Source organism: Streptomyces sp. NPDC014006 (assembly GCF_043088925.1).
GTDB lineage: Bacteria > Actinomycetota > Actinomycetes > Streptomycetales > Streptomycetaceae > Streptomyces.
Genome location: NZ_JBICAJ010000001.1, coordinates 1 through 22,613, shown reverse-complemented (window position 1 = coordinate 22,613; position 22,613 = coordinate 1). Strand labels below are relative to the sequence as shown.

19 protein-coding genes and 1 rRNA gene are annotated in these 22,613 nt (G+C 72.1%); 9 read left to right on the top strand and 11 right to left on the bottom strand.

Features of this window, described 5'->3' with window-relative positions; translation table 11 throughout:
- The first annotated feature begins 4 nt into the window (after positions 1-4).
- Positions 5-571, top strand: a complete 567-nt coding sequence (locus ACF1GV_RS00100) for a DJ-1/PfpI family protein (RefSeq protein ID WP_363268729.1) — start codon at positions 5-7, stop codon at positions 569-571.
- A gap of 3 nt (positions 572-574) precedes the next feature.
- On the opposite strand, the gene ACF1GV_RS00095 is transcribed toward ACF1GV_RS00100, so the two are convergent.
- Positions 575-1,240: an HAD family hydrolase gene (locus ACF1GV_RS00095; protein WP_391676490.1), complete on the bottom strand. Its 666-nt coding sequence runs from the start codon at positions 1,238-1,240 to the stop codon at positions 575-577.
- Between the two features lie 55 nt (positions 1,241-1,295).
- Positions 1,296-1,811, bottom strand: a complete 516-nt coding sequence (locus ACF1GV_RS00090) for a DUF6912 family protein (RefSeq protein WP_391676488.1) — start codon at positions 1,809-1,811, stop codon at positions 1,296-1,298.
- A 287-nt stretch (positions 1,812-2,098) separates the two neighbouring features.
- Here ACF1GV_RS00090 and ACF1GV_RS00085 point away from each other — a divergent pair, with 287 nt between their 5' ends.
- Entirely contained in the window at positions 2,099-2,647 is a 549-nt protein-coding gene (locus ACF1GV_RS00085; RefSeq protein WP_391676486.1) for an Rv3235 family protein, read from the top strand.
- Positions 2,648-2,765: 118 nt separating this feature from the next.
- On the opposite strand, the gene secA is transcribed toward ACF1GV_RS00085, so the two are convergent.
- Entirely contained in the window at positions 2,766-5,576 is a 2,811-nt protein-coding gene (secA, locus tag ACF1GV_RS00080) for a preprotein translocase subunit SecA (protein ID WP_391676484.1), read from the bottom strand.
- 282 nt (positions 5,577-5,858) lie between these two features.
- Here secA and ACF1GV_RS00075 point away from each other — a divergent pair, with 282 nt between their 5' ends.
- Together ACF1GV_RS00075 and ACF1GV_RS00070 are read left to right on the top strand one after the other, a co-directional pair.
- Entirely contained in the window at positions 5,859-6,428 is a 570-nt protein-coding gene (locus ACF1GV_RS00075) for a GNAT family N-acetyltransferase (RefSeq protein ID WP_391676483.1), read from the top strand.
- 82 nt (positions 6,429-6,510) lie between these two features.
- A complete protein-coding gene (locus tag ACF1GV_RS00070) occupies positions 6,511-7,701 on the top strand; it encodes a winged helix-turn-helix domain-containing protein (protein WP_391676482.1) in 1,191 nt (396 codons plus the stop codon).
- 49 nt (positions 7,702-7,750) lie between these two features.
- Here ACF1GV_RS00070 and ACF1GV_RS00065 read toward each other — a convergent pair whose 3' ends face one another.
- The 7 genes from ACF1GV_RS00065 to mtnA form a co-directional block, all read right to left on the bottom strand.
- Entirely contained in the window at positions 7,751-8,500 is a 750-nt protein-coding gene (locus ACF1GV_RS00065) for a response regulator (protein ID WP_391676480.1), read from the bottom strand.
- Positions 8,501-8,704: 204 nt separating this feature from the next.
- Complete coding sequence (gene hpf, locus ACF1GV_RS00060; protein WP_391676479.1) at positions 8,705-9,397, bottom strand: ribosome hibernation-promoting factor, HPF/YfiA family; 693 nt, start codon at positions 9,395-9,397, stop codon at positions 8,705-8,707.
- Between the two features lie 315 nt (positions 9,398-9,712).
- Positions 9,713-10,555 carry a ComF family protein gene (locus ACF1GV_RS00055; RefSeq protein ID WP_391676478.1) on the bottom strand — a complete coding sequence of 281 codons (843 nt, stop codon included), beginning with the start codon at positions 10,553-10,555 and terminating at the stop codon, positions 9,713-9,715.
- A 104-nt stretch (positions 10,556-10,659) separates the two neighbouring features.
- Positions 10,660-12,510 (bottom strand): LpqB family beta-propeller domain-containing protein, encoded by a 1,851-nt coding sequence (locus tag ACF1GV_RS00050; RefSeq protein WP_391676477.1) that lies wholly within the window; start codon positions 12,508-12,510, stop codon positions 10,660-10,662.
- Positions 12,500-14,572, bottom strand: a complete 2,073-nt coding sequence (mtrB, locus tag ACF1GV_RS00045) for an MtrAB system histidine kinase MtrB (RefSeq protein WP_391676475.1) — start codon at positions 14,570-14,572, stop codon at positions 12,500-12,502. The genes ACF1GV_RS00050 and mtrB overlap by 11 nt, the downstream gene beginning before the upstream one ends.
- Before the next feature lies 1 nt (position 14,573).
- Positions 14,574-15,263 carry a two-component system response regulator MtrA gene (gene mtrA / locus ACF1GV_RS00040; protein ID WP_361295716.1) on the bottom strand — a complete coding sequence of 230 codons (690 nt, stop codon included), beginning with the start codon at positions 15,261-15,263 and terminating at the stop codon, positions 14,574-14,576.
- A 126-nt stretch (positions 15,264-15,389) separates the two neighbouring features.
- The gene (mtnA, locus tag ACF1GV_RS00035; protein ID WP_391676473.1) at positions 15,390-16,532 is read right to left on the bottom strand and encodes an S-methyl-5-thioribose-1-phosphate isomerase; all 1,143 of its coding nucleotides are present in this window, start codon (positions 16,530-16,532) and stop codon (positions 15,390-15,392) included.
- A gap of 140 nt (positions 16,533-16,672) precedes the next feature.
- Here mtnA and ACF1GV_RS00030 point away from each other — a divergent pair, with 140 nt between their 5' ends.
- From ACF1GV_RS00030 to ACF1GV_RS00010, 5 genes are all read left to right on the top strand, one after another.
- A complete protein-coding gene (locus ACF1GV_RS00030; protein ID WP_391676472.1) occupies positions 16,673-18,025 on the top strand; it encodes a glycerophosphoryl diester phosphodiesterase membrane domain-containing protein in 1,353 nt (450 codons plus the stop codon).
- 199 nt (positions 18,026-18,224) lie between these two features.
- The gene (locus tag ACF1GV_RS00025) at positions 18,225-18,938 is read left to right on the top strand and encodes a DUF4129 domain-containing protein (protein ID WP_391678408.1); all 714 of its coding nucleotides are present in this window, start codon (positions 18,225-18,227) and stop codon (positions 18,936-18,938) included.
- On the top strand, positions 18,935-20,131 hold the full coding sequence (locus ACF1GV_RS00020) for a DUF4350 domain-containing protein (protein WP_391676471.1): 1,197 nt from the start codon (positions 18,935-18,937) through the stop codon (positions 20,129-20,131). Before ACF1GV_RS00025 ends, ACF1GV_RS00020 begins: the two co-directional genes overlap by 4 nt.
- Positions 20,131-21,120, top strand: coding sequence for an AAA family ATPase (locus tag ACF1GV_RS00015; protein WP_391678406.1), 990 nt, complete (start codon positions 20,131-20,133; stop codon positions 21,118-21,120). Before ACF1GV_RS00020 ends, ACF1GV_RS00015 begins: the two co-directional genes overlap by 1 nt.
- On the top strand, positions 21,120-22,430 hold the full coding sequence (locus ACF1GV_RS00010) for a DUF58 domain-containing protein (protein ID WP_391676470.1): 1,311 nt from the start codon (positions 21,120-21,122) through the stop codon (positions 22,428-22,430). Before ACF1GV_RS00015 ends, ACF1GV_RS00010 begins: the two co-directional genes overlap by 1 nt.
- An 88-nt stretch (positions 22,431-22,518) precedes the next feature.
- Here the strand turns inward: ACF1GV_RS00010 and rrf are convergent.
- Positions 22,519-22,613 (bottom strand): 5S ribosomal RNA (gene rrf, locus ACF1GV_RS00005); the annotation flags it as partial.

Below are 22,613 nucleotides of genomic sequence, written 5' to 3'. Positions count from 1 at the left end.
CGACATGCCCGCGAAAATCCTCATCGTCACCGGCGACGCAGCAGAGTCCCTGGAGGTCCTCTACCCCTACCAGCGCCTCATCGAGGAGGGCTACGAGGTCCACATCGCGGCCCCGACCCGCAAGAAGCTGCAGTTCGTCGTCCATGACTTCGAACCCGGCTTCGACACCTACACCGAAAAGCCCGGCTACACCTGGCCCGCCGACCTCGCCTTCTCGGAGGTCGACCCCGGTGACTACGCCGCCGTCGTCATCCCCGGCGGACGCGCCCCGGAATATCTCCGCAACGATCCCGAACTCCGCAAGATCCTCAAATCCTTCTTCGACACCGACAAGCCGGTCGCCCAGATCTGCCACGGCCCGCTCGTCACCGCAGCCATCGACGGCCTCCGTGGCCGCCGCGTCACCGCGTACCCCGCCCTGGAGCTGGACATGCAGTCCGCCGGCGCGACCTTCCAGGACGCCGAGGCGGTCGTCGACGGCACACTGGTCTCCTCCCGCGCCTGGCCGGACCACCCGACCTGGATGCGCGAGTTCCTCACCGTGCTGCGCGCGAAGGCCCCCGTGACCTGACCCTCACGCCGCTATCCGCCGGGCCTCCTCGACGGCCTCCTCGAGCGTGTCCACGACCGGCACCCCGACCCCCTCGAGGCTGGCCCGGCTGTGCGACCCGCCCGTGTACAGCACCGCCTGCACACCCGCGTGCTTCGCGGCCAGCGCGTCGTCGGCGGCGTCCCCGATCACCACCGTGCGCGCCGGGTCCACGCCGGTCAGCAGACTCAGATGCCGCACCATGTGCTCGGCCTTGCTGCCGCCGGACGGCCCCGTACGCCCGTCCACCCGCAGGAAGTGCTCCTCGATCCCGAAGGTCCGCACCAGCGGCACAAGGTCATCGTGCCCGTACATGCTCAGGATCGACTGGCTGTGCCCCGCCGACCGCCACCCGGCCAGCAACTGGGCCGCACCCACGGTCAGCTCGCACCGTATGCGGTGCTCGGCGTAGTACCGGTGGAAGATGCCGTCCATCAGCTCCCACTCGGCATCCGTGGGCAGTCTCCCCAGCAGCCGCTCGTAGAACTTCGGCACCGGCACGCAGTACAGCGCGCGGTACTGCTCCAGCGTGATCGGCTCGAGCCCCAGCTCGCCGAACGCCGCGTTCGTCGCCCCGATGATCGCCTCAATGTCGTGGAACAGCGTGCCGTTCCAGTCCCAGACAATGTGCGACGCTCCTCGCATCCCCATGCCAAAAAGGTACCCGCCCCCACTGACAATCGGGGACTGACCCGATCGCCGCAGGTCAGACGCCCTGCACCAGATTCGGGATCTCCTGCGTCGCGTACCACAGCAGCTCATGGTCCTCGGCGCCGTCCACCACGAACTGCGCGTCGTCGTCCCCGTCCTCCGCCGCCGGCAGCGCCTGCGCGGCGGCCGCCACGTCCGCCTCGGCGTCGTCCGCGTCCATGTGCACCGCGGCCGCCTTGCCCAGCCGCACGGGGCCGCTCACCCGCACCTCGCCGAGCGCCACCGGGTCCAGCGCCCGGCCGGGGTCGGCGCTCGCCGCGCCGTCGGGCACGTCCACGGCGACGACCACCCGGCGGCGCGCCGCGCCCGGATCTGCCGCGAGCAGCCGCAGCGAGGCCAGCGCGGCCCGGCTCAGCGCCGCGTACTCCAGCTCCTCGATGTCGTCGGAGACGTACCACTCGCGCAGCCCGGGCGTGACCGCGTACGCCGTCACCGGCTCGCCGGCCCCCAGCTCACCCGACTTGTGCGCCTCGGCGAGCGCGGGGAGGGTCAGGGGGACGTAGACGCGCATGGCCGGCCGCTTTCTCGTGGTCAAAGGGACTTCAGGATACGACGTGCGACGGTCCCCTTTCGGGTTCCTGTCCCCACCCTGCAAGGCGTCCACCGCGGTCCGCCGGTTCACCCCCCACCGCCCGCCGCACGGCGGGGCCGGCCCCGCCACGTCACCCGGATAAGTGAACTTCCGCCCGCCGCTCCCCGGCGCATTCCCTCCTTGCCCGGCCCTCACCGGCCGTACAAGATCCGTGACGAGAAGTTACCGACCGGTATCGACCGGCTCGCCGTGAAACGGGGACACGTATGAACAAGGTCATGACCAGGCTGCAGCGCCGCTCCGGCACCCGCCCGACCGGCCGCCGCGGCACCACCCGGCCGGGCGGCTCTCCCCCGCGCACCCCGGGCGGCACCCCGCCCCGCACGACGTCCGGTGCCCGCCCTCCGGCCGGCCCGGGCCGCACCCCCCGCACCCGCACCAGGCCCACGGACACCCGCCCACCGACCACCCCGCCGGCCCCCGTCCCGACGGACTTCTTCGCCGAACGCCTCCTGGCCGTCCTCACCGGCCGGCGCCCCGTCCACTTCATGCTCGGCCACACCCGCGGCCGCGCCTACGACGAACTGGCCTGGCTCGCCGAACGCGGCCCGTTGCGCACCGCCCGCGGCCCCCAACCGGTCGTCCACGACCTCGGCTACTACGAGGTCCACCCCGGCGCACTGGAGGTCTTCGCCCGCATCACCACGGGCAACCGCCTCAGCGCCCTCGCCTTCCGCCTGGAACGCGGCCAGGACCACCGCTGGCGCTGCACCGCGGTCGACACCGGCGGCCCCCGCCGCCCGGACACGGAGTGACCCGCGAGGCCGGCCGAACAACGCCCCCCGCGCCCCACTGAACACCAAGGGCCGGGCACCCTCACAGGTACCCGGCCCCTCAGCTCACGTCACACGGTCAAGCCCCGCGCGGCGCACGTCACTTCTTACGGCGACGCCCACCTCGCTGCTTGCGCCGCTCCGCCCGCGTCAGCCCGTCCGCCTCGGACCGCACCCCGTCGTCGTCGGTCGGCAGGTCACCCTCGATGACGCCGCCCTCACCGTCGACGGTCGGCGCGGTGAAGTGCAGGTTCCGCTGCTGCGGCGCGTCCAGCCCCTTCGCCCGGATCTCCGGACGCGAGGCCCCGGCCTGGGCCGGCACCGCGTCCTGGACACCCGCCGCCGGGACGACGTCCTCGACCGGGACCTCCTCGACCTGCTGCTCGACCTGGACCTCCAGGTTGAACAGGTAGCCGACGGACTCCTCCTTGATGCCGTCCATCATCGCGGTGAACATGTCGAAGCCCTCGCGCTGGTACTCGACCAGCGGGTCCTTCTGGGCCATCGCGCGCAGGCCGATGCCCTCCTGGAGGTAGTCCATCTCGTACAGGTGCTCACGCCACTTGCGGTCCAGCACCGACAGCACGACCCGGCGCTCCAGCTCCCGCATGATCTCGGAGCCGAGCTGCTCCTCACGCGCCGCGTACTGGTCGTGGATGTCGTCCTTGATGGACTCCGCGATGAACTCGGCGGTCAGGCCGGCCCGGTCTCCGGCCGCCTCCTCGAGCTCCTCGACAGTCACCTTCACGGGGTAGAGCTGCTTGAAGGCACCCCACAGCCGGTCCAGGTCCCAGTCCTCCGGGAAGCCCTCGGCGGTCTCGGCCTGCACATAGGCGTCGATGGTGTCGTTCATGAAGTGCTGGATCTGCTCGTGCAGGTCCTCGCCCTCCAGGACGCGGCGCCGCTCGCCGTAGATGACCTCGCGCTGGCGGTTGAGCACCTCGTCGTACTTCAGGACGTTCTTGCGCGTCTCGAAGTTCTGCGTCTCCACCTGCGCCTGCGCGGACGCGATCGCGCGCGTGACCATCTTGTTCTCGATCGGCACGTCGTCGGGGACGTTCGCCATCGACATCACGCGCTCGACCATCTGAGCCTTGAACAGCCGCATCAGGTCGTCTCCCAGCGACAGGTAGAACCGGGACTCGCCCGGGTCGCCCTGACGGCCGGAACGACCGCGCAGCTGGTTGTCGATCCGCCGCGACTCGTGCCGCTCGGTGCCGAGCACGTAGAGGCCGCCGAGCTTCTCGACCTCATCCTTCTCGGCCTTGACGGCCTCCTCGGCGCGCTTGAGCGCCTCGGGCAGGGCCGCGGCCCACTCCTCGATGTGCTCCTCGGGGTCGAGGCCGCGCTGGCGCAGCTCGGCCTCGGCGAGGTCCTCGGGGTTGCCGCCGAGCTTGATGTCCGTGCCACGGCCGGCCATGTTGGTGGCCACCGTCACGGCGCCCTTGCGGCCCGCCTGGGCGACGATCTGCGCCTCGCGCTCGTGGTGCTTGGCATTGAGCACCTCGTGCTGGACGCCGCGCTTGCTGAGCTGCTGCGAGAGGTACTCGGACTTCTCGACGGACGTCGTGCCGACGAGGATCGGCTGGCCCTTCTCGTGCTTCTCGGCGATGTCGTCGACGACCGCCTCGAACTTCGCCACCTCGGTGCGGTAGATGAGGTCCGACTGGTCCATGCGGACCATGGGGCGGTTGGTGGGAATCGGGACCACGCCGAGCTTGTAGATCTGGTGGAACTCCGCGGCCTCGGTCATGGCCGTACCGGTCATGCCGGAGAGCTTGTCGTAGAGGCGGAAGAAGTTCTGCAGGGTGATCGTGGCGAGCGTCTGGTTCTCGTCCTTGATGTCCACCCCTTCCTTCGCCTCGATCGCCTGGTGCATGCCCTCGTTGTAGCGGCGGCCGGCGAGGATACGGCCGGTGTGCTCGTCGACGATCATGACCTCGCCGTCGATGACGACGTAGTCCTTGTCGCGCTTGAACAGCTCCTTGGCCTTGATGGCGTTGTTCAGGTAGCCGACCAGCGGGGTGTTCACCGACTCGTAGAGGTTGTCGATGCCCAGCCAGTCCTCGACCTTGCTGACACCGGACTCGTGGATGGCGACCGTGCGCTTCTTCTCGTCGACGTCGTAGTCGCCGGTCTCCTCGATGCCCTTGAGCGGGTTGCCGGCCTCGCCGCGCTTGAGGCGCGTGACCAGCTTGGCGAAGTCGCCGTACCACTTGGTGGCCTGGTCGGCCGGGCCGGAGATGATCAGCGGCGTACGGGCCTCGTCGATGAGGATGGAGTCGACCTCGTCGACGATGGCGAAGTTGTGCCCGCGCTGGACCAGTTCGTCCTGCGACCACGCCATGTTGTCGCGCAGGTAGTCGAAGCCGAACTCGTTGTTCGTGCCGTAGGTGATGTCGCACGCGTACTGCTCGCGGCGCTGGGCCGGCGTCATGTTCGCGAGGATGCAGCCGACGGACAGGCCCAGGAAGCGGTGGACGCGGCCCATCATCTCGGAGTCGCGCTCGGCCAGGTAGTCGTTGACCGTGACGATGTGCACGCCCTTGCCGGACAGGGCGTTCAGATACGCGGGCAGGGTGCCGACGAGCGTCTTGCCCTCACCGGTCTTCATCTCGGCCACATAGCCCAGGTGCAGGGCGGCGCCGCCCATCATCTGCACGTCGTAGTGACGCTGGCCGAGGACGCGCTTGGCGGCCTCGCGGACCGTGGCGAACGCCTCGGGCAGCAGGTCGTCCAGGCTCTCGCCGTCGGCGTACCGCTGCTTGTACTCATCGGTGAGGGCCCGCAGCTCGGCGTCGGAGAGGTCGACGAAGTCCTCTTCGATGGAGTTGACCTGGTCCGCGATGCGGTGCAGCTTGCGCAGGATCTTGCCTTCGCCTGCACGCATGATCTTCGAGAGGACGGACACGGGGGTTGGTCTCCTTGCCGGTCGGGCCTGGGACGGTCGGTTACCACTTGGCTTACTGAGCAACGGCCATCGTATGCGAGGACCCCGCCGCGCCGGGAGGCCTGCCGTGACGAGGACCGTCCGCTCCTTCTCTGCTCTGCTTCAAATCTCCTTCAAAGAGGACAACGGCCGAGCCGCGCCGATGGTGCCGGACGCCGCCGACGAATTGCGCGAAATGTGATCGGGTGCTCACTCAGAGCGAAAGGGATGCGGTCCGAGGACCGACCCGAGCAGAATCGGCCGATGGAACCCGTCACGCTCGCCACCGACCGCCTCGTCCTGCGCACGGTGGGGCCGCAGGACACCGACGCGGTGTACGCCGCCGTGCAGGACCCGGACATCCAGCGCTGGACGACCATCCCCTCCCCCTACCTCCCGGAGCACGCGCGTGCCTTCACCGAGCAGATGGTCCCCGAGGGCTGGGCCGACGCCTCGGTGTGCACCTTCGGCGTGTTCCTGCCCGGCGGCGAACTGGCCGGCATGCTCGCCCTGACGATGCGCTCCCTGGGCACGACGGAGATCGGCTACTGGGCGGCGAAGGAACACCGCGGCCACGGCTACCTCACCGAGGCCACCGTCGCCGCCGGCCGCTGGGCCTTCACCCACCTGTCCGTCGACCGCGTCGAATGGCGAGCCGAGGTCGGCAACCACGCCTCCCGCGCGGTGGCGGAACGGGCCGGCTTCACCATCGAAGGCACCCTGCGCTCCGCGCTCAACAACAAGGGCGTACGCCGGGACTGCTGGGTGGGCTCCCTGCTCCCCTCGGACCTGGGCCTGCCCTCGACGGCGCCGTATTTGCCGGGACGCGCATAGCCGCGGGCCCCGCAACCCGGCACCGCTCCGGAAATCCCCAGCTCATCCCGCCCTGTCAGTCCCCACGCCTATCGTGCCGAACATGACGACCCCGCGCCCCACCGCAGAGCTCACCGCAGACGAGGCCCGCCGGATCACGCTCCGCGCCCAGGGCCTCCTCGGCACGCCGTCCTACGCCCGCCGCACAGCCTCCGGCGCGGCCGTCCGCGGTGTCCTTCGCCATCTCGGCGCGGTCCAGCTCGACACCATCTCCGTCCTGGCCCGCTCCCACGAGCTCGTCCCCTACGCCCGCCTCGGCGCGGTCGGCCGCAAAACGGTCGAGCAGGCCTACTGGACGGACGCGCACGCGTTCGAGTACTGGTCGCACGCCGCGTGCATCCTCCCCGTCGAGGAGTGGCCCCACTTCGCCTTCCGCCGCCGCGCCTACCGCAACCGCCCGCACTGGAACCATGAGCTCCCCGACGATGTCTACGACCGGGTCATCAAGCAGCTCCGCACCGACGGCCCCCTGACCGCAACGGAGTTGGGCGGTGCGAAGAAGACGAACGACTGGTGGGACTGGTCCGGCACCAAGGTCGCCGTCGAGCGCGCGCTGATGTACGGCGAGGTGGTCTGCGCGACCCGCCGCGGCTGGAAGCGCGTCTACGACCTGGCCGAGCGCGCGATCCCGGCGCAGCTGCTGCACGACGAGCTGGACGACTCCGAGTGCGTGCGCCGCCTGGTCCGCCAGGCGGGCGAAGCCCTCGGCGTGGGCACGCGCGCGGACATCGCCGACTACCACCGGCTCAAGGGCGAGCAGGTGGACGCGGTGATCGCCGACTCGGGCCTGGTGCCGGTGACGGTGGAGGGCTGGGGCCGCCCCGCCTGGGCCGACCCCGCGGCCCTGCAGACCCCGCCGCGCGGCCGGCACCGCACCACGCTGCTGTCGCCGTTCGACTCACTGATCTGGGAGCGGGCGCGCACGGAGCGGATCTTCGGTTTCACCCACCGTCTGGAGGCCTATGTCCCGCGGCCCAAGCGGATCCACGGCTACTTCGCCATGCCGGTCCTGGCCGGTGGCCGCCTCGTGGGCCGGGTCGACCCCGCGCGCGAGGGGCGCACGCTGGTCGCCAAGCAGGTCACCGTGGACGGGAAGAAGGCCGTCCCGGCGGTCGCGCAGGCCCTGGTGGAGGCGGCGTCCTGGGTGGACTGCACGGACGTACGCGTGGAGCGCGTCGAGGCTCCGGAGCTGCGCGAGCCGCTGGTCGCGGAGCTGTCCCGGCTGACGGCCTGAGACGCACCCGAGCGATGACCGGCAACGCCGTAACCGCTCGCCCCAAGGCTCAGCGGATCTCGAGGATCTTCTCGCGCATCGCGTAGACCACGGCCTCCATCCGGGAGTGCAGCTGCAGCTTCTCCAGAATGTTGCGCACGTGGTTCTTGACGGTGTTCTCGGAGATGAACAGCTCCTTGGCGATGTCGCGGTTGTTCATTCCGGTGGCGACGAGCTTGAGCACCTCCAGCTCACGGTCGGTGAGCCGGGGCGCGGGCACCAGCCGGCGTTCGTCGGTGCGCTGGATCATCGATTTGAACTCGGTGAGCAGCTTGGAGGCCATGGAGGGGCTGATCTGCGACTGACCGTCGGCCACCGCGCGAATGGCGGTGGCCACCTCGTCGGTGGAGATCTCCTTGAGCAGATAGCCGGTCGCGCCCGCCTTGATCGCGTCGTAGAGGTCGGCCTCCTCGTCGCTGATCGTCAGCATGATGATCTTCGCGCTGGGCGCGACCTCCTTGATGGAGGTGCACGCCTCGATACCGCCGCGCTTGGGCATGCGTACGTCCATCAGCACGATGTCGGGCAGCAGGTCGGCCGCCTTCTCCACGGCCTCGGCACCGTCGCCGGCCTCACCGACGACCTGGATGTCCTCCTCGGCCGCGAGCACGATCTCCAGGCCGCGGCGGAAGAGGGCATGGTCGTCCACGACCAGGACTCTGATCGGCTCGCTGCGTGCGGAGCCCGCTGCGCCCGGGCTCATGCCGACGACGCCGTCATCGGCGTCCTCGTCCCGCATCGGTCCGAAGGTGTCCGCCATCGTTCCTCCCCCTGAAGGCTGTGGCCTGTGGTCCTGTGCCATCGCCAACCCAAGGCAACGACCCACCGGTTGAGCCGTTGCGGCCATGATTTCATGCCTGGGCGACAACGCGGTGACGCAGCGGTGGGCGAAGGGGCGCACGCCGGTGCCCCTGGGGGCGCACGCCGCGCTCCAGGGGCACCGGCCCGGCTGTCGTACAGAGGGTCAACCGCCCAGCGAACCGCCCGCGTCAATGGAGGACGCCTCGGTGACCATCGTGTCGGTACTGAGGTGGATCACGCCGTAGTCGTAGGCGTGGCGCCGGTAGACGACGCTGGGCTCCTTGGTCTCGGAGTCGACGAAGAGGTAGAAGTCGTGGCCGACCAGTTCCATCTCGTAGAGGGCCTGGTCGAGTGTCATCGGGGCGGCGACGTGGGTCTTCTCGCGTACGACGAGGGGGCCGTCGCCCTGCACCTCGAGGGAGCCGATCTTCTTCGTGGGCACGCTGTCCGGCTCTTCCGACGGAACGGGGTGGCCGTTCCCGTTGAGCGTCGCGACGCCCGGGACGTGGTTGGGGACCTCTGCCGCGCTGATCCGCTTGGCTCCGCGGCGCGTGAACCGCTTGTCGTGCTGCTTGCGCAGCCGTGCTTCCAGCTTCTCCGCCGCCAGGTCGAGTGCCGCGTACGGATCGTTGGCCGCCGCCTCCGCCCGGATCACCGGACCGCGGGAGCGGAGCGTGATCTCCACTCGGTCGCATCGGTCGGCCTGTCGGGGGTTGGGCTCCTTGGACACCTCGACGTCGAGGCTGATCACCTTGGCATCGAGCTTCTGGATCTTGTCCAGCTTCAGCTTCTCGGCCACGTGCTTCCGGAACCGCTCGGGCACCTCGGTCTTGCGGCCCTTGACGACGATGTCCACGCAGAACTCCGTTCCCGGATCGCCCCGCGTCAATGGCGGAGCATCTCCCTTTTGCACCAGGCTCCGGTGTGGTCCGGAACCTCGGACTCGGTGACTTTCACCTCCTCCTCCCCCATGAGCAAGATCTACACCCCCTGTGCTGCGGATGATTACTCAAAACCCGCGGCACGGCATTCGGAAACGAGGGGCACGGCCTGCGGCTTTCCCTCACAACCGAACATATCTCGCCCGGCCTGATGTCGTCACCCTCTCCTGACGTGTACCTCCCTTCAGGTGAATTGCCCCCTCATTACCTGCAACGACTCAAGTTCTCGATCAGTTCCGGTTTACTTCGAAAGCATCCGGAGAGGCCGCGACCACCGCCGCGCAGAGCACACGCCCCGCACGGTCCCCGTCCGGCATTCCCCACCTCACGTGCGCCCGATGCGGTCTCCCTTCCGGCACAGCGGCTTCGTGTTCCTCTCGTCCTTCCCCACCGGCTCGTGGGTACACGGGCGACACGCCGGTATCACGCACCGCTCGCGCCGCCTCACCGAGCGAGGCACCGGTCGTCATCAGATCGTCGACGAGCACCACCGGTCCCTGCGCGAGCAGTTGCCCGCCGCCGGGCACGACGGTCAGCGCGCCGGCGAGATTGGCCAGCCGCTGCCGCGAGTCCAGCCGCGCCTGGTCGGCCACCGCCCGCCGCTGCCGCAGCACCGCCGCGACCCGCACCGGCATTCCGCCCCGGCGCAGCTCCCCGGCGGCCGCCAGCGCGATCCGCCGCGCCGGGTCGTGCCCACGCGCCCGCACCGCCGTACGCCCCGACGGCACCGGCACCAGCAGCACGCACCCGTCCGTCACCGCGTCACCCGACGCCCCGCTCTGCCGGAGGCCGGCCCGCACCGCCGCCGCCAGCGCCTCGCCGAGCGGGCGGGCCAGCGCCAGCACGCCCCGCTCCTTGTGCGCGAGCAGCAGCGCCCGCACCTCGTCCGCGTAGCGCGCCGCCGCGTGCACGGCCGGCAGACCCGGCGGCTGCGGCTCCGGCCGCACCCGGCGCGGCCCGGCCCCGCTCAGCGCCGTACGGCAGTCAGGGCAGAGCACCGCACGAGGCCGCCCGCAGCCGGCGCAGTCGACCGGCAGCACCAGGTCGGTGAGGTCCTGCCACCACCCCCGCATACGACCACTGTGCCAAGCCCGCGAAGCCCCGGCCACCCCTGTGGACAACGCCCTGTGGAAAACCCCCGAGCGCTCCGATCAGCCGGGATGCAACAGCGCTCCGATCAGCCCGGATACACCGGTGCCGTACCGCCCTTCACGAGCTTCTGCCACTGCGCCCCGGTCGGCAGCCGCACGATGCCGTCCTCTCCGGAGTACGCCACCAGCGGCACCCGGTCGTCCTCGGAGGCGGCGATGTCCTCGACGCCGGACAGCGCGGCCGGCGGCGGCCCCTCCGGCGTGGAGCCGTCGACCTGGGCGTACCGCATCTGCTGCACGCCACCCGCCTCGCGCCCCACCACGACGAGCCGGCTGTCGCCGGACCAGGACATCGCCTTGATCTCCTCCAGGCCGGGCGTGGCGGAGCGCAGTTCCAGCACGGACACCGCCGGGTGCGCGGCGTCGGGCCCGGTGGCGTCCTTGTCGTCGGGGCGCTGGATCCGCCCCACGAACAGCGACTGCTTGCCGTCCTTCTCCACGACGAGCGCGATCCGCACCCCGTCCGCGGCCACCCGGACCTCCCGGATGCGCCCGTCCAGCCCCGGAACGGCCACGTCCACGGGTGTGCCCCCGCCCTGCCGCAGCAGCCACAGGTGCGGATGGGCAGGGTCGCGGTCGGCCACCCACAGGTCGCCGTTCGCGTCCCAGCTGGGCGTCGTCAGCCGGTCCGCGGGCGTCGCGCCGTGGCTGGTCACCACCGCGCTGCCGAGCGAGCTGCTGGAGACCAGCGAGCCGACGTACAGGGCACTCGCGTCGCTGCTGACGCCGGCCGCGTCCCGCTCGTCGCGCGACACGGCGGCCGCCCGCAGCGGCCGTACCCCCTGGCCCAGGGCGCCCGGCACCGGCTCGGCGCTGGTGCCACCGGCACCGGTGGCCAGCCGTACCAGCCGGCTCTTGTCGTCGATGAAGTACACGTAGCCGGGGTGCGCGGTCGAGCCGCGGGCGGCCACCGCCTCGGCCTGGTCGGCGGTGAGGGAGCACAGGTGTTCGTCGCCGGAGCGCAGCTCCACCTCGCTCACCGTGGGCGTGACGTACTGCAGGGTGAACAGCAGTTGCGCCGCCATCTCGTCGCACCGGGCCCGGCCGACCCGCGCGGCCTTGTCGTTCAGCGGCACGGTCAGCTTGTTCTGGTCGTCCGGGGTCAGGGGGGCCGTACCCCGCGCCAGGTCCGTACCGGTGGGGAAGCTGGAGCGGACCACCGGCCGCAGCCATGACGTGGCGCCCTGCAGCACGGAGCGCACGACCTGCGTCATCAGATCCACCCGCTCGCGTACGTAGACGGGGTCGGCGACGGCCGTCGTCTCCCCGTTCGTGGCGGCCACGTTCGACGCGAAGTAGTACTTGTTGACGGACATGTAGTTGCGCTGGAAGTCCGACTTGCCCATGACGACGCCCTGCGGCAGCCCGTCGATGCGCCACTGCTGCGTCTTGTCGTCCCGCGTCAGGTGCACCGTCTGCCGGTAGGGCCCGTCGGTGGGCCGGTACGACTGCTGCGCGTCCAGCGTCGCGACCCGGGTGCCGGTGAGCGTGAAAGCGGCGTCGTCGGCGTCCTCCCGGCTGGCGGAGCGGGCGGCCTGCATGCTCGGCCCGTCCTGAAGCACCGTGGTGGCCCGGCCCGGCTGCCAGGCCCGCGCCGCGGCGGGCGTCAGGTACTGCCGTGCCGTCGCATAGCCGGGATCGTCGCTGGTCAGCGCCTCAAGAAAGCCCTGCAGGATGTCCGCGGGCGGTGCGCCCTCCGCGGGTGGCATCGCGAACACCCGCACCTGCGAGTCCGGCCGCGGCGTGGACTCCACGCCGCGCAGATCCCCGCTGTCGGGCATCGACGCACAGCCCGCCAGCAGAACGACACCACAGGCGGCGTACGCCACCGCGCGCGCCGGCGTGCGCCGGGCGCCCCCCTCGCGGTCAGCGCCCACGGAAGGCCTCCCCTTGTGTGTCCGAGTCGTCGGGCCGAGCCACGGCGGCGTCCGCCCGGCCCTTGGCGGGCGCCCCACCCGCCGCCCCGTCCTGGCGTTGCGTCGCGCCACCGGGCCGGGGCACCACACGCGCGCCGTTGCCGGGCAGCGCCGTCGGATCCGCGGTCGCGGACCCGGTCGGCCGCGGCGGCAGCTGCCCCCGGCACGGCAGCCCGGGCCGCTGCTCACCGGCCGCCGGCTGGGCCGGCACGGTGGCCGTCTTCTCCGCGTCGCCGCGCGCCGACCCTGCGTCGTTCAGTCCGCGGTTGCGCCGCGAGTCCTTGGGCTCCAGCGGTATCGGCGAGCCCCGCAGCGGCTCGTCCGCGGTCCTGGGCAGCGTCAGCCGGAACTGCGAGCCGCCGCCCGGCTCACCCCACGCCTGCAGCCAGCCGCCGTGCAGCCGCGCGTCCTCCAGGGCGATCGACAAGCCCAGGCCCGTCCCGCCCGTGGTACGCGCGCGTGCCGGGTCGGCGCGCCAGAAGCGGCTGAACACGCGGGTCGCCTCGCCGGGCTTGAGCCCGACGCCGTAGTCGCGCACCGCGACCGCGACCGCTCCACCCGCAGCGGCCAGCTTGACCACCACGTCCCTGCCCTCGCCGTGCTCGACGGCGTTGACGACGAGGTTGCGCAGGACGCGCTCCACGCGCCGGGCGTCGGCCTCGGCGATCACGGGCTGCTGGTCGCCGACCACCCGGATGCGTGTGCCCTTGCGCTCGGCGAGCGGCTCGGCCCCGCTGACCACCCGCCGCACCACCTCGCGCAGATCGATCGGCTCCGCCTCCAGGGCCGCCGCGCCCGCGTCGAAGCGGCTGATCTCCAGCAGGTCGGCGAGCAGCGACTCGAACCGGTCCAGCTGGTCGGCGAGCAGCTCCGCCGACCGCGCGGTCACCGGATCGAAGTCCTCGCGCGCCTCGTGGATGACGTCGGCGGCCATCCGCACCGTCGTCAGAGGCGTGCGCAGCTCGTGCGAGACGTCGGAGACGAACCGGCGCTGCATCCGCGACAGGTCCTCCAGCTGGCTGATCTTCTGCTGGAGGTTCTGCGCCATCTTGTTGAAGGCCTCACCGAGCCGCGCGATGTCGTCCTCGCCGGTGACCTTCATACGTTCCTGCAGCCGCCCGGCCGACAGCCGCTCGGCGATCCCGGCCGCCATCCGCACCGGCGTGACGACCTGGCGCACCACGAGCCACGCGATCGCCCCGAGCAGCACGACGACGAACAGCCCGGCGGTCGCCAGCGTGCCCTTGACCAGGCTGAGCGACTTCTCCTCCTGGGTGAGCGGGAAGAGGTAGTACAGCTGGTACGGGTCACTGTTGGGGTCGTTGACCTGCTTGCCGATGACCAGCGCGGGCTGCGAGGGGCGGCCGTTGCTGTAGACGATGCGGGTGTAGCTCTGCGCCGCCCCCGTGCTGGAGTCGACCCGCTCGCGCAGGGCGACCGGCACGCTCTCCGAGGGGCTGACGAACCCGGACGCGCGCGGACCGAGCCCACCCGCGGTGCCGGCACCCGCGGGCAGTGTGACCACGTCGAAGGCGCCCTGACCGCCGCTGGCGAGGGAGGAGACGAGGTTGCTCATCCACTCGATGACGTTCTGCGAGGGACGCGTGTCGACACCGGTGCCGTCGTCGGTGCCCGCGGCGGCCTCGTCGGCCTTCTGCTTGGCCACCGCGAAGCCGCCCGCGGCCTGGCTCTGCGAGGCCTTCACCTTGGCCTCCAGCAGGCCGTTGCGCATCTGCCCGATGACGACGAAGCCGAGCAGCAGCACCACGCCGAGCGACATCAGCAGCGTGGTGGCGACGACCTTCAGCTGGATGTTGCGCCGCCACAGCCGCATCATCGGCAGCAGCGGACGGCGTATCCATCGCATGAACAACCGGACCACCGGGCTGCCGTGCACGCCGCCCTGCAGGAGCCCGCCCTGAAGCAGCCGTGCCCAGCGCTGGCTGACCGTTTTCCGGCCGACAGGCCGCCCGGCGCGGACCCCGGACCGGCCGGGAGCCGAGGCGGCACTGTCCCTGGACATGTCAGCTCGGTCCGGCCTTGTAACCGACACCACGGACGGTCACCACGATCTCCGGCTTCTCCGGGTCCTTCTCGACCTTGGAGCGCAGCCGCTGCACATGCACGTTGACCAGGCGGGTGTCCGCCGCGTGGCGGTAGCCCCACACCTGTTCCAGCAGCACCTCACGGGTGAACACCTGCCACGGCTTGCGGGCCAGCGCCACCAGCAGGTCGAACTCCAGGGGGGTCAGCGCGATCGACTGCCCGTCCCGCTTCACGGAGTGCCCGGCCACATCGATGACCAGGTCACCGATGGACAGCTGCTCCGGCGCGGGCTCCTCCGACCTCCGCAGGCGCGCCCGGATCCGGGCCACCAGCTCCTTGGGCTTGAACGGCTTGACGATGTAGTCGTCGGCGCCGGACTCCAGGCCCACCACGACGTCGACGGTGTCGCTCTTGGCCGTGAGCATCACGATCGGCACCCCGGACTCCGCCCTGATCAGACGGCACACCTCGATACCGTCCCGACCGGGCAGCATCAGGTCCAGCAGCACCAGGTCGGGCTTGGCCTCCCGGAACGCAGCCAGCGCCTTGTCGCCGTCGGCTACGAAAGACGGCTCAAAACCCTCACCACGCAGCACAATGCCGAGCATCTCGGCCAGTGCGGTGTCGTCGTCGACGACAAGGACTCGTCCCTTCATAAACGACATCATCCCATTCTCGTAACAGTGACCGGGGCGCCTGGTGAGGCACGTCACTGGCCCGTGACGATAGTCGTACTCACCGGTCACTGTCTGCCCACGACCGCCGTGGCCGAGAGCACCGCACCGGCCGCGTGCCTACCCGGCGGCCCCCTCCCGGGATCGCGCGCACAGTTCCGCGAGCCCCTTGCCCGTCACCGGGGACAGCGCGCCGCCCTCCGTGACGATCGCCGTGATCAGGTCCGGCGGCGTCACATCGAACGCCGGGTTGTACGCCTGCGTGCCCAGCGGCGCCACCGGCACCCCGCCGCCCGGCCCGCTCGCCTGCACCTGCGGCACCGGGATCTCCGTGACCTCGAACCCGGCACGCTGCTCCACCTCGATGGCCGCCCCGTCCGGGGTGTCCAGGTCCACGGTGGTCACCGGCGCGACCACGATGAACGGCACATGGTGGTAGCGGGCGAGCACCGCGAGGGGATAGCTGCCCACCTTGTTCGCCACCGACCCGTCGGCCGCGATCCGGTCCGCCCCGACGAGCACCGCGTCCACCTCACCGGCCGCGAACAGCGACCCCGCCGCGTTGTCCGTGAGCAGCGTGTACGCCATGCCGTGCCGGGCCGCCTCGTACGCCGTGAGCCGCGCCCCCTGCAGCAGCGGCCGCGTCTCGTCCACCCACAGGCGCCGCAGCCGCCCCGCCCGGTGCGCCGCCAGCGCCACCGCGAACGCCGTGCCCTCGCCCCCGGACACCAGCGCCCCGGTGTTGCAGTGCGTGAGGACCCGGTGCCCACCGGCAGGCAGCAACTCCTCCAGCAGCGCCATCCCGTGCTCGGCCATGCGGACGCTGGCCTCGGCGTCCTCCCGGTGCAGCGTCTGCGCCGCGGCCAGCGTCGCCTGAGCGGCCTGCCCGGGCGTGGCGCCCTTCTCGCACGCCGCCCGGTACGCCTCCACGGCACGACGCACCCCGACCGAAAGGTTCACCGCCGTCGGCCGGGCCCCGGCCAGTGCGGTCGCGGCCTCGTCCACGTCGAACCCGCGCGCGGCGGCGAGCGCGACGCCGTACGCCCCCGCGACCCCCAGCAGCGGGGCCCCGCGCACGGCGAGCGAACGGATCGCCTCCACCAGCGCGGACGCGTCCGTGCAGACCAGTTCGACCTCCTCGGTCGGCAGCCTCGTCTGGTCCAGCAGGACCAGGACGGGTCCTTCGGGCGGCTCCTCCCAGCGGATCGCGGGGATCCCGGTGAGCTGCCTGTGTTCGTCGGCGTGCGCGTACTGATCAGCCATGCCGTCAGTCTTCCCCGTATCCGGCGGACAATTGAAGATGCGCGGGCCCGACCTCGGCCGGTACCCGGATGACCACCCCATGGCACGATGGCTGCCAACCTGCCGCCGCGACCGCGGACGGGCACCGTGAAGGAGCGACGATGAACGACACTCCGGGCTGGGCCTCGCCCGGATCCGCCCCGTCCGACGGGCACGAGCCCGCCGCGTCCCGTCCCGCCGAGCCGGAGCAGCCCGCGGACCAGCCGGTTCAGGACCCGCAGAGCCCCGGTGCGAAGTGGTCCACGGTGCAGCCACCCGCCGGCCAGTGGTCGGCGCCGACCGGGCAGCAGAGCCCGGGCCAGGCCCCGCCGCCCCCACCGCCGGGCCCCGGCTGGGGCACCCCGCCCCCGGCGGGCCCCGGCGGCCCGGCCGGCGGATACGGCACCCCCGGCGGATACGGGGCGCCCGGCGGATACGGCTACGGCGCCCCCGGTCACGGCGCCTGGGGTGGCGGCTGGGGCGGTCCCCCGCCCGCGGCCAAGCCCGGCGTGATCCCGCTGCGCCCGCTCGGCGTCGGCGAGATCCTCGACGGCGCGGTGTCCACCATGCGCACCTACTGGCGCACGGTGCTCGGCATCACCCTGTCCGTCGCCGTCGTCACCGAGGTCCTCGCCGTCCTGTTGCAGGGCCTCGTCCTCGACACCACGGGCAGCGACACGCTCGACGACCCCAGCGCCACCCTCAGCGAGGTGACCCGTGCTCTGGGCGACACGATGCTCAACTCCACGGTCATCTTCCTGATCTCCATGATCGGCACGGTCACGGCGACCGCCCTGCTCACCACGGTGACCAGCCGCGCCGTCCTCGGCCGGCCGGTGACCTTCGCCGAGGCCTGGCGCGACGCCCGCACCCAGCTGGCCCGGCTCTTCGGCCTGATCGGACTCCTCATCCTCATCGGCGCCGTCATCTTCGGCGTGGGCATCACCCCCGGAATCCTCGTGGCCCTCGGCGGCAACGCGGACGCCGGAGCGGGCCTCGCCTCCCTCGGCGGCCTCGCCGCGTTCGTCGTCGTCCTGTGGCTGATGGTCCGCTTCTCCCTGGCCTCCCCGGCCCTGATGCTGGAGAAGCAGGGCATCCGCAAGTCGATGGGCCGCTCCGCCAAGCTCGTGCGCGGCTCCTGGTGGCGGGTCTTCGGCATCCAGCTGCTCGCCGCGATCATCGCGAACATCGTCGCGGCGCTCATCGTCCTCCCCTTCACCTTCATCGCCGCCGCCGCGAACGGGGGCGGTGTCTCCGGCCTCATGGAGGGCGAACGCGGCTGGACGTTCCTCATCATCAGCGGCATCGGCTCGGTGATCGGCTCCATGATCACCTTCCCGATCAGCGCCGGCGTGACCGTGCTGCTCTACATCGACCAGCGCATCCGCCGCGAGGCCCTCGACCTCGAACTCGCCCGCGCCGCCGGCCTCCAGGACCACAGCACCGGCCCGGCCGGCAGCACACCGAGGAGCTGATGCCGTGAGCCTGACGGGGGGAATCGTCACGGCGGCCACGGCACCGCCCCACGCTGCCGACACCGCCGTGACCGCGTGGCCGCACGCCGCCGACACGGCCGCAGCGGCTGTGGCCCACACGGCGGACACGGCCGGCGCGACGCTGGCACGCGCCGCCGCGACCACACTGGCCCACGCCGCCGACACCGCCGTACACGCACTGCTGCGCCTGCCCGGCGGCACGTCCCTGCTCACGCGCGCCGGCTCCGACGGCGAGCCCCCGGTGACGACACCGCGCGGCCCCGCGCGGGAGGCCGCCCGCCGTGAACTGTCCAAGCCGATGTACCACCAGGACGATCCCAGCCCGCTGCAGCGCGCCCTGAACGCCTTCTGGGACTGGCTGGACCGCCTCTTCAACGCCGCCACCACCGCGACGCCCGGCGGCACCGTCGGCCTCGTCGTCATCGTCGTCGCCGTCCTCGCGGTCCTCGCCACCCTCTGGTGGCGCCTGGGCACCCCGCGCCGCCGGCCCACCTCCGCCGCCGCCCTGTTCGACGACCGTCCCCGCAGCGCCGCCGAACACCGCGCGGCCGCCGACGCGCACGCCGCCCAGGGCCACTGGAACCAGGCCGTCCAGGAACGCATGCGCGCCATCGTCCGCGCGCTGGAAGAGCGCGCCCTGCTCGACGTACGCCCCGGCCGCACCGCCGACGAAGCCGCCGACGAAGCCGGCCGCGCCCTGCCCGCCCACCTGGACCGACTGCGCGCCGCCGCCCGGGAGTTCGACGACGTCACATACGGCGGCCGCAGCGCGAGCGAGCAGTCGTACCACCGCCTCGCCGAACTCGACCGCGACCTCGAACACACCAAGCCCCAGCTCGCGAACAGCACCGCCGGCCCGATCCCCGACGACCGCCAGGGAGCCGCCGGATGACCACCGAGGCCACCCTCCCGACCACCTCGGCCTCGCCCACCGCACGTCAGGTCCTCACCCGCGCCCGGGGCGTCGCCCTCGCGCTCGTTGTGCTCCTGGCGGCGGCCGTTGCGATCGCCCTGGTCCGCTCCACCACCAAGCACGGCTCCCTGGACCCCCGTTCCGCCGACCCCTCCGGCAGCCGCGCCGTCGCCGAACTCCTCGCCGACCATGGCGTGCACACGCGCGTGGTCACCACCCTGGACGCGGCACGCAACGCCGCGGGCCCCGACACCACGCTCCTGGTCGCCGTCCCCGACCTGCTGACACCCGGTCAGCAACGTCAACTGCACACCGCGGCGGCAGACTCGGGCGGCCGCACCCTCCTCGTCGCCGGCAGCACCTCCGTCGAACGGCTCGCCCCCGGCGTCACCGCCGACCCCGTCACCAGCGCCGACTCCCTGCTCGAACCCGGCTGCGCCCTGCCCGCCGCCCGGCGCGCGGGCACCGCCGACACCGGCGGCATCCGCTACACCACCACCCGCCCGGGTGCCGACGAGTGCTACCCCAGCGACGGCCTGGCCACCCTCGTGCGCGTCCCGGACGCCACCGGGCGCGGCGACACCGTCGTCCTCGGCGCGCCCGACATCCTCGTCAACGACCACCTCGACGAGCAGGGCAACGCCTCGCTCGCCCTCCAACTCCTCGGCTCCCGCCCCCATCTCGTCTGGTACCTCCCCTCGCTCTCCGACACCTCGGCCACCGCACCCGACGACCGGAAGTCCCTCGTCGACCTGCTCCCCTCCGGCTGGCTCTGGGGCACCCTGCAACTCTTCGTCGCGGCAGCACTCGCCGCCCTGTGGCGGGCCCGCCGGCTCGGCCCGCTGGTCCCCGAAAAACTCCCCGTCGCGATCCGCGCCTCCGAAACCGCCGAAGGCCGCGCCCGCCTCTACCGCAAGGCGAACGCCCGCGACCGCGCCGCCGCCGCTCTGCGCTCCACCACACGCACCCGACTCGCCCCCCTCGTCGGCGTGCCCACCAACCTGGCGCACACGCCCGAAACCCTGCTCCCGGCCCTGTCCGCCCGCCTGCTCGGCGACGGCCAACAAGACCTGCACACCCTCCTCTTCGGGCCGCCGCCCAGCGACGACGCAGCCCTGATCACACTCGCCGACCGACTCGACGCCCTCGAAAGAGAGGTACGCCGTCCATGATGGACCCGACCACTGACAACGCCGGGCAGACCGGAGCGCCGGGCGACCCCCGCGCCGCCCTCGAAGCCCTGCGCGCCGAGATCGCCAAGGCCGTTGTCGGTCAGGACCCCGCCGTGACCGGCCTCGTCGTCGCCCTGCTGTGCCGCGGCCACGTCCTGCTCGAAGGCGTCCCCGGCGTCGCCAAGACCCTCCTCGTCCGCGCCCTCGCAGCGGCCCTCGAACTCGACACCAAGCGCGTCCAGTTCACCCCCGACCTCATGCCCAGCGACGTCACCGGCTCCCTGGTCTACGACGCCCGCACCGCCGAGTTCTCCTTCCAGCCCGGCCCGGTCTTCACCAACCTGCTCCTCGCCGACGAGATCAACCGCACACCACCGAAGACCCAGTCCTCCCTGCTGGAGGCCATGGAGGAGCGCCAGGTCACCGTCGACGGCACCCCGCGCGCGCTCCCGGACCCCTTCCTCGTCGCCGCCACCCAGAACCCGGTCGAGTACGAGGGCACCTACCCCCTCCCCGAGGCCCAGCTGGACCGCTTCCTCCTCAAGCTCACGGTCCCGCTGCCCTCCCGCCAGGACGAGATCGACGTCCTCACCCGCCACGCCGCCGGCTTCAACCCGCGCGACCTGCGCGCCGCCGGCGTACGCCCCGTCGCGAACGCCGCCGAACTGGAGGCCGCCCGCGCCGCCGTCGCCAAGACGACCGTCTCCCCCGAGATCGCCGCGTACGTCGTCGACATCTGCCGCGCCACCCGCGAGTCGCCCTCCCTCACCCTGGGCGTCTCCCCCCGCGGCGCCACCGCCCTGCTGTCCACGGCCCGCGCCTGGGCCTGGCTGACCGGCCGCGACTACGTCATCCCCGACGACGTGAAGGCCCTCGCCCTGCCCACGCTGCGCCACCGCGTGCAACTGCGCCCGGAGGCCGAGATGGAGGGCGTGACCGCCGACTCCGTCATCACCGCGATCCTCGCCCACGTCCCCGTCCCCCGCTGATGGCCCTCACCGGACGCGCCGCGCTCCTCGCGGCCCTCGGCTCCCTCCCCGTCGGCATCCTGGAACCCGGCTGGACGGGCATCCTCGCGGTCAACGGCACCCTGGCCCTGGCGTGCGCCTGCGACTACGCCCTCGCCGCCCCCGTACGCCGCCTCGGCCTCACCCGCTCGGGCGACACGTCGGTACGCCTGGGTGACGCCGCCGACGTCACCCTGACCGTCACCAACCCCAGCGGCCGACCGCTGCGCGCCCACCTGCGCGACGCATGGCCGCCCAGCAGCTGGCGCCCCGGCACGGAGATCGAAGCCTCCCGCCACCGCCTCACGGTCCCGGCGGGCGAACGCCGCCGCATCACGACCCGCCTGCGCCCCACCCGCCGCGGCGACCGCCAGGCCGACCGCGTCACCGTCCGCTCCTACGGCCCCCTCGGCCTGTTCTCCCGCCAGGGCACCCACAAGGTCCCCTGGACGGTCCGCGTCCTGCCGCCGTTCACCAGCCGCAAGCATCTGCCGTCGAAGCTGGCACGCCTGCGCGAACTGGACGGCCGCACCAGCGTCCTGCAGCGCGGCGAGGGCACTGAGTTCGACAGCCTCCGCGAATACGTCCCCGGTGACGACACCCGTTCCATCGACTGGCGCGCCACCGCACGCCAGACCACGGTCGCCGTCCGCACCTGGCGTCCCGAACGCGACCGCCGCATCCTGCTGGTCCTCGACACCGGCCGCACCTCGGCCGGCCGCGTCGGCGACGCCCCGCGCCTCGATGCCTCCCTGGACGCTGCTCTGCTCTTGGCCGCCCTCGCCTCCCGCGCCGGCGACCGCGTCGACCTTCTCGCCTACGACCGCCGCGTCCGCGCCCTCGTCCAGGGCCGCACGGCCGGCGACCTCCTGCCGTCCCTGGTCAACGCCATGGCGACGCTCGAACCTGAACTCGTCGAAACCGACGCCCGCGGCCTGACCGCAACAGCCCTACGTACAGCCCCCCGCCGTTCCCTGATCGTCCTCCTGACGACGCTGGACGCGGCCCCCGTGGAAGAAGGCCTCCTCCCGGTCCTCCCGCAGCTGACCCAGCGCCATACGGTCCTGGTGGCCTCGGTGTCCGATCCGCACATCGTCCGTATGGCAGCGGCCCGCGGCACCACCGACGCCGTCTACGAGGCCGCGGCGGCCGCCCAGGCCCAGGCAGAACGCAGCCGCACCGCTGAACAGCTGCGCCGTCGCGGCGTCACGGTCGTCGACGCCACTCCGGACGACCTGGCACCGGCACTCGCCGACGCCTACCTGGCGCTGAAGGCGGCCGGCCGGCTCTGATGCCGTCATCGCTCCCCTCCGGGGGAGCGAAAAGGCCCGGAAACGCAGAAAACCCCGCACCGTAGGTGCGGGGTTTTCTTCAAGAATTGTTCGGCGGCGTCCTACTCTCCCACAGGGTCCCCCCTGCAGTACCATCGGCGCTGTAAGGCTTAGCTTCCGGGTTCGAAATGTAACCGGGCGTTT

What these genes read in the sequence shown, in the direction of transcription:
- ACF1GV_RS00090 (WP_391676488.1), bottom strand. Translation starts at nt 1,811, where the DNA reads ATGCGCGTCTACGTCCCCCTGACCCTCCCCGCGCTCGCCGAGGCGCAC.
- ACF1GV_RS00075 (WP_391676483.1), top strand. Translation starts at nt 5,859, where the DNA reads ATGGAACCCGTCACGCTCGCCACCGACCGCCTCGTCCTGCGCACGGTG.
- ACF1GV_RS00015 (WP_391678406.1), top strand. Translation starts at nt 20,131, where the DNA reads ATGGACCCGACCACTGACAACGCCGGGCAGACCGGAGCGCCGGGCGAC.
- ACF1GV_RS00065 (WP_391676480.1), bottom strand. Translation starts at nt 8,500, where the DNA reads ATGGCGGACACCTTCGGACCGATGCGGGACGAGGACGCCGATGACGGC.
- ACF1GV_RS00085 (WP_391676486.1), top strand. Translation starts at nt 2,099, where the DNA reads ATGAACAAGGTCATGACCAGGCTGCAGCGCCGCTCCGGCACCCGCCCG.
- ACF1GV_RS00030 (WP_391676472.1), top strand. Translation starts at nt 16,673, where the DNA reads ATGAACGACACTCCGGGCTGGGCCTCGCCCGGATCCGCCCCGTCCGAC.
- ACF1GV_RS00095 (WP_391676490.1), bottom strand. Translation starts at nt 1,240, where the DNA reads ATGGGGATGCGAGGAGCGTCGCACATTGTCTGGGACTGGAACGGCACG.
- ACF1GV_RS00100 (WP_363268729.1), top strand. Translation starts at nt 5, where the DNA reads ATGCCCGCGAAAATCCTCATCGTCACCGGCGACGCAGCAGAGTCCCTG.
- mtrA (WP_361295716.1), bottom strand. Translation starts at nt 15,263, where the DNA reads ATGATGTCGTTTATGAAGGGACGAGTCCTTGTCGTCGACGACGACACC.
- mtnA (WP_391676473.1), bottom strand. Translation starts at nt 16,532, where the DNA reads ATGGCTGATCAGTACGCGCACGCCGACGAACACAGGCAGCTCACCGGG.
- ACF1GV_RS00070 (WP_391676482.1), top strand. Translation starts at nt 6,511, where the DNA reads ATGACGACCCCGCGCCCCACCGCAGAGCTCACCGCAGACGAGGCCCGC.
- ACF1GV_RS00020 (WP_391676471.1), top strand. Translation starts at nt 18,935, where the DNA reads ATGACCACCGAGGCCACCCTCCCGACCACCTCGGCCTCGCCCACCGCA.
- mtrB (WP_391676475.1), bottom strand. Translation starts at nt 14,572, where the DNA reads ATGTCCAGGGACAGTGCCGCCTCGGCTCCCGGCCGGTCCGGGGTCCGC.
- ACF1GV_RS00010 (WP_391676470.1), top strand. Translation starts at nt 21,120, where the DNA reads ATGGCCCTCACCGGACGCGCCGCGCTCCTCGCGGCCCTCGGCTCCCTC.
- ACF1GV_RS00055 (WP_391676478.1), bottom strand. Translation starts at nt 10,555, where the DNA reads ATGCGGGGGTGGTGGCAGGACCTCACCGACCTGGTGCTGCCGGTCGAC.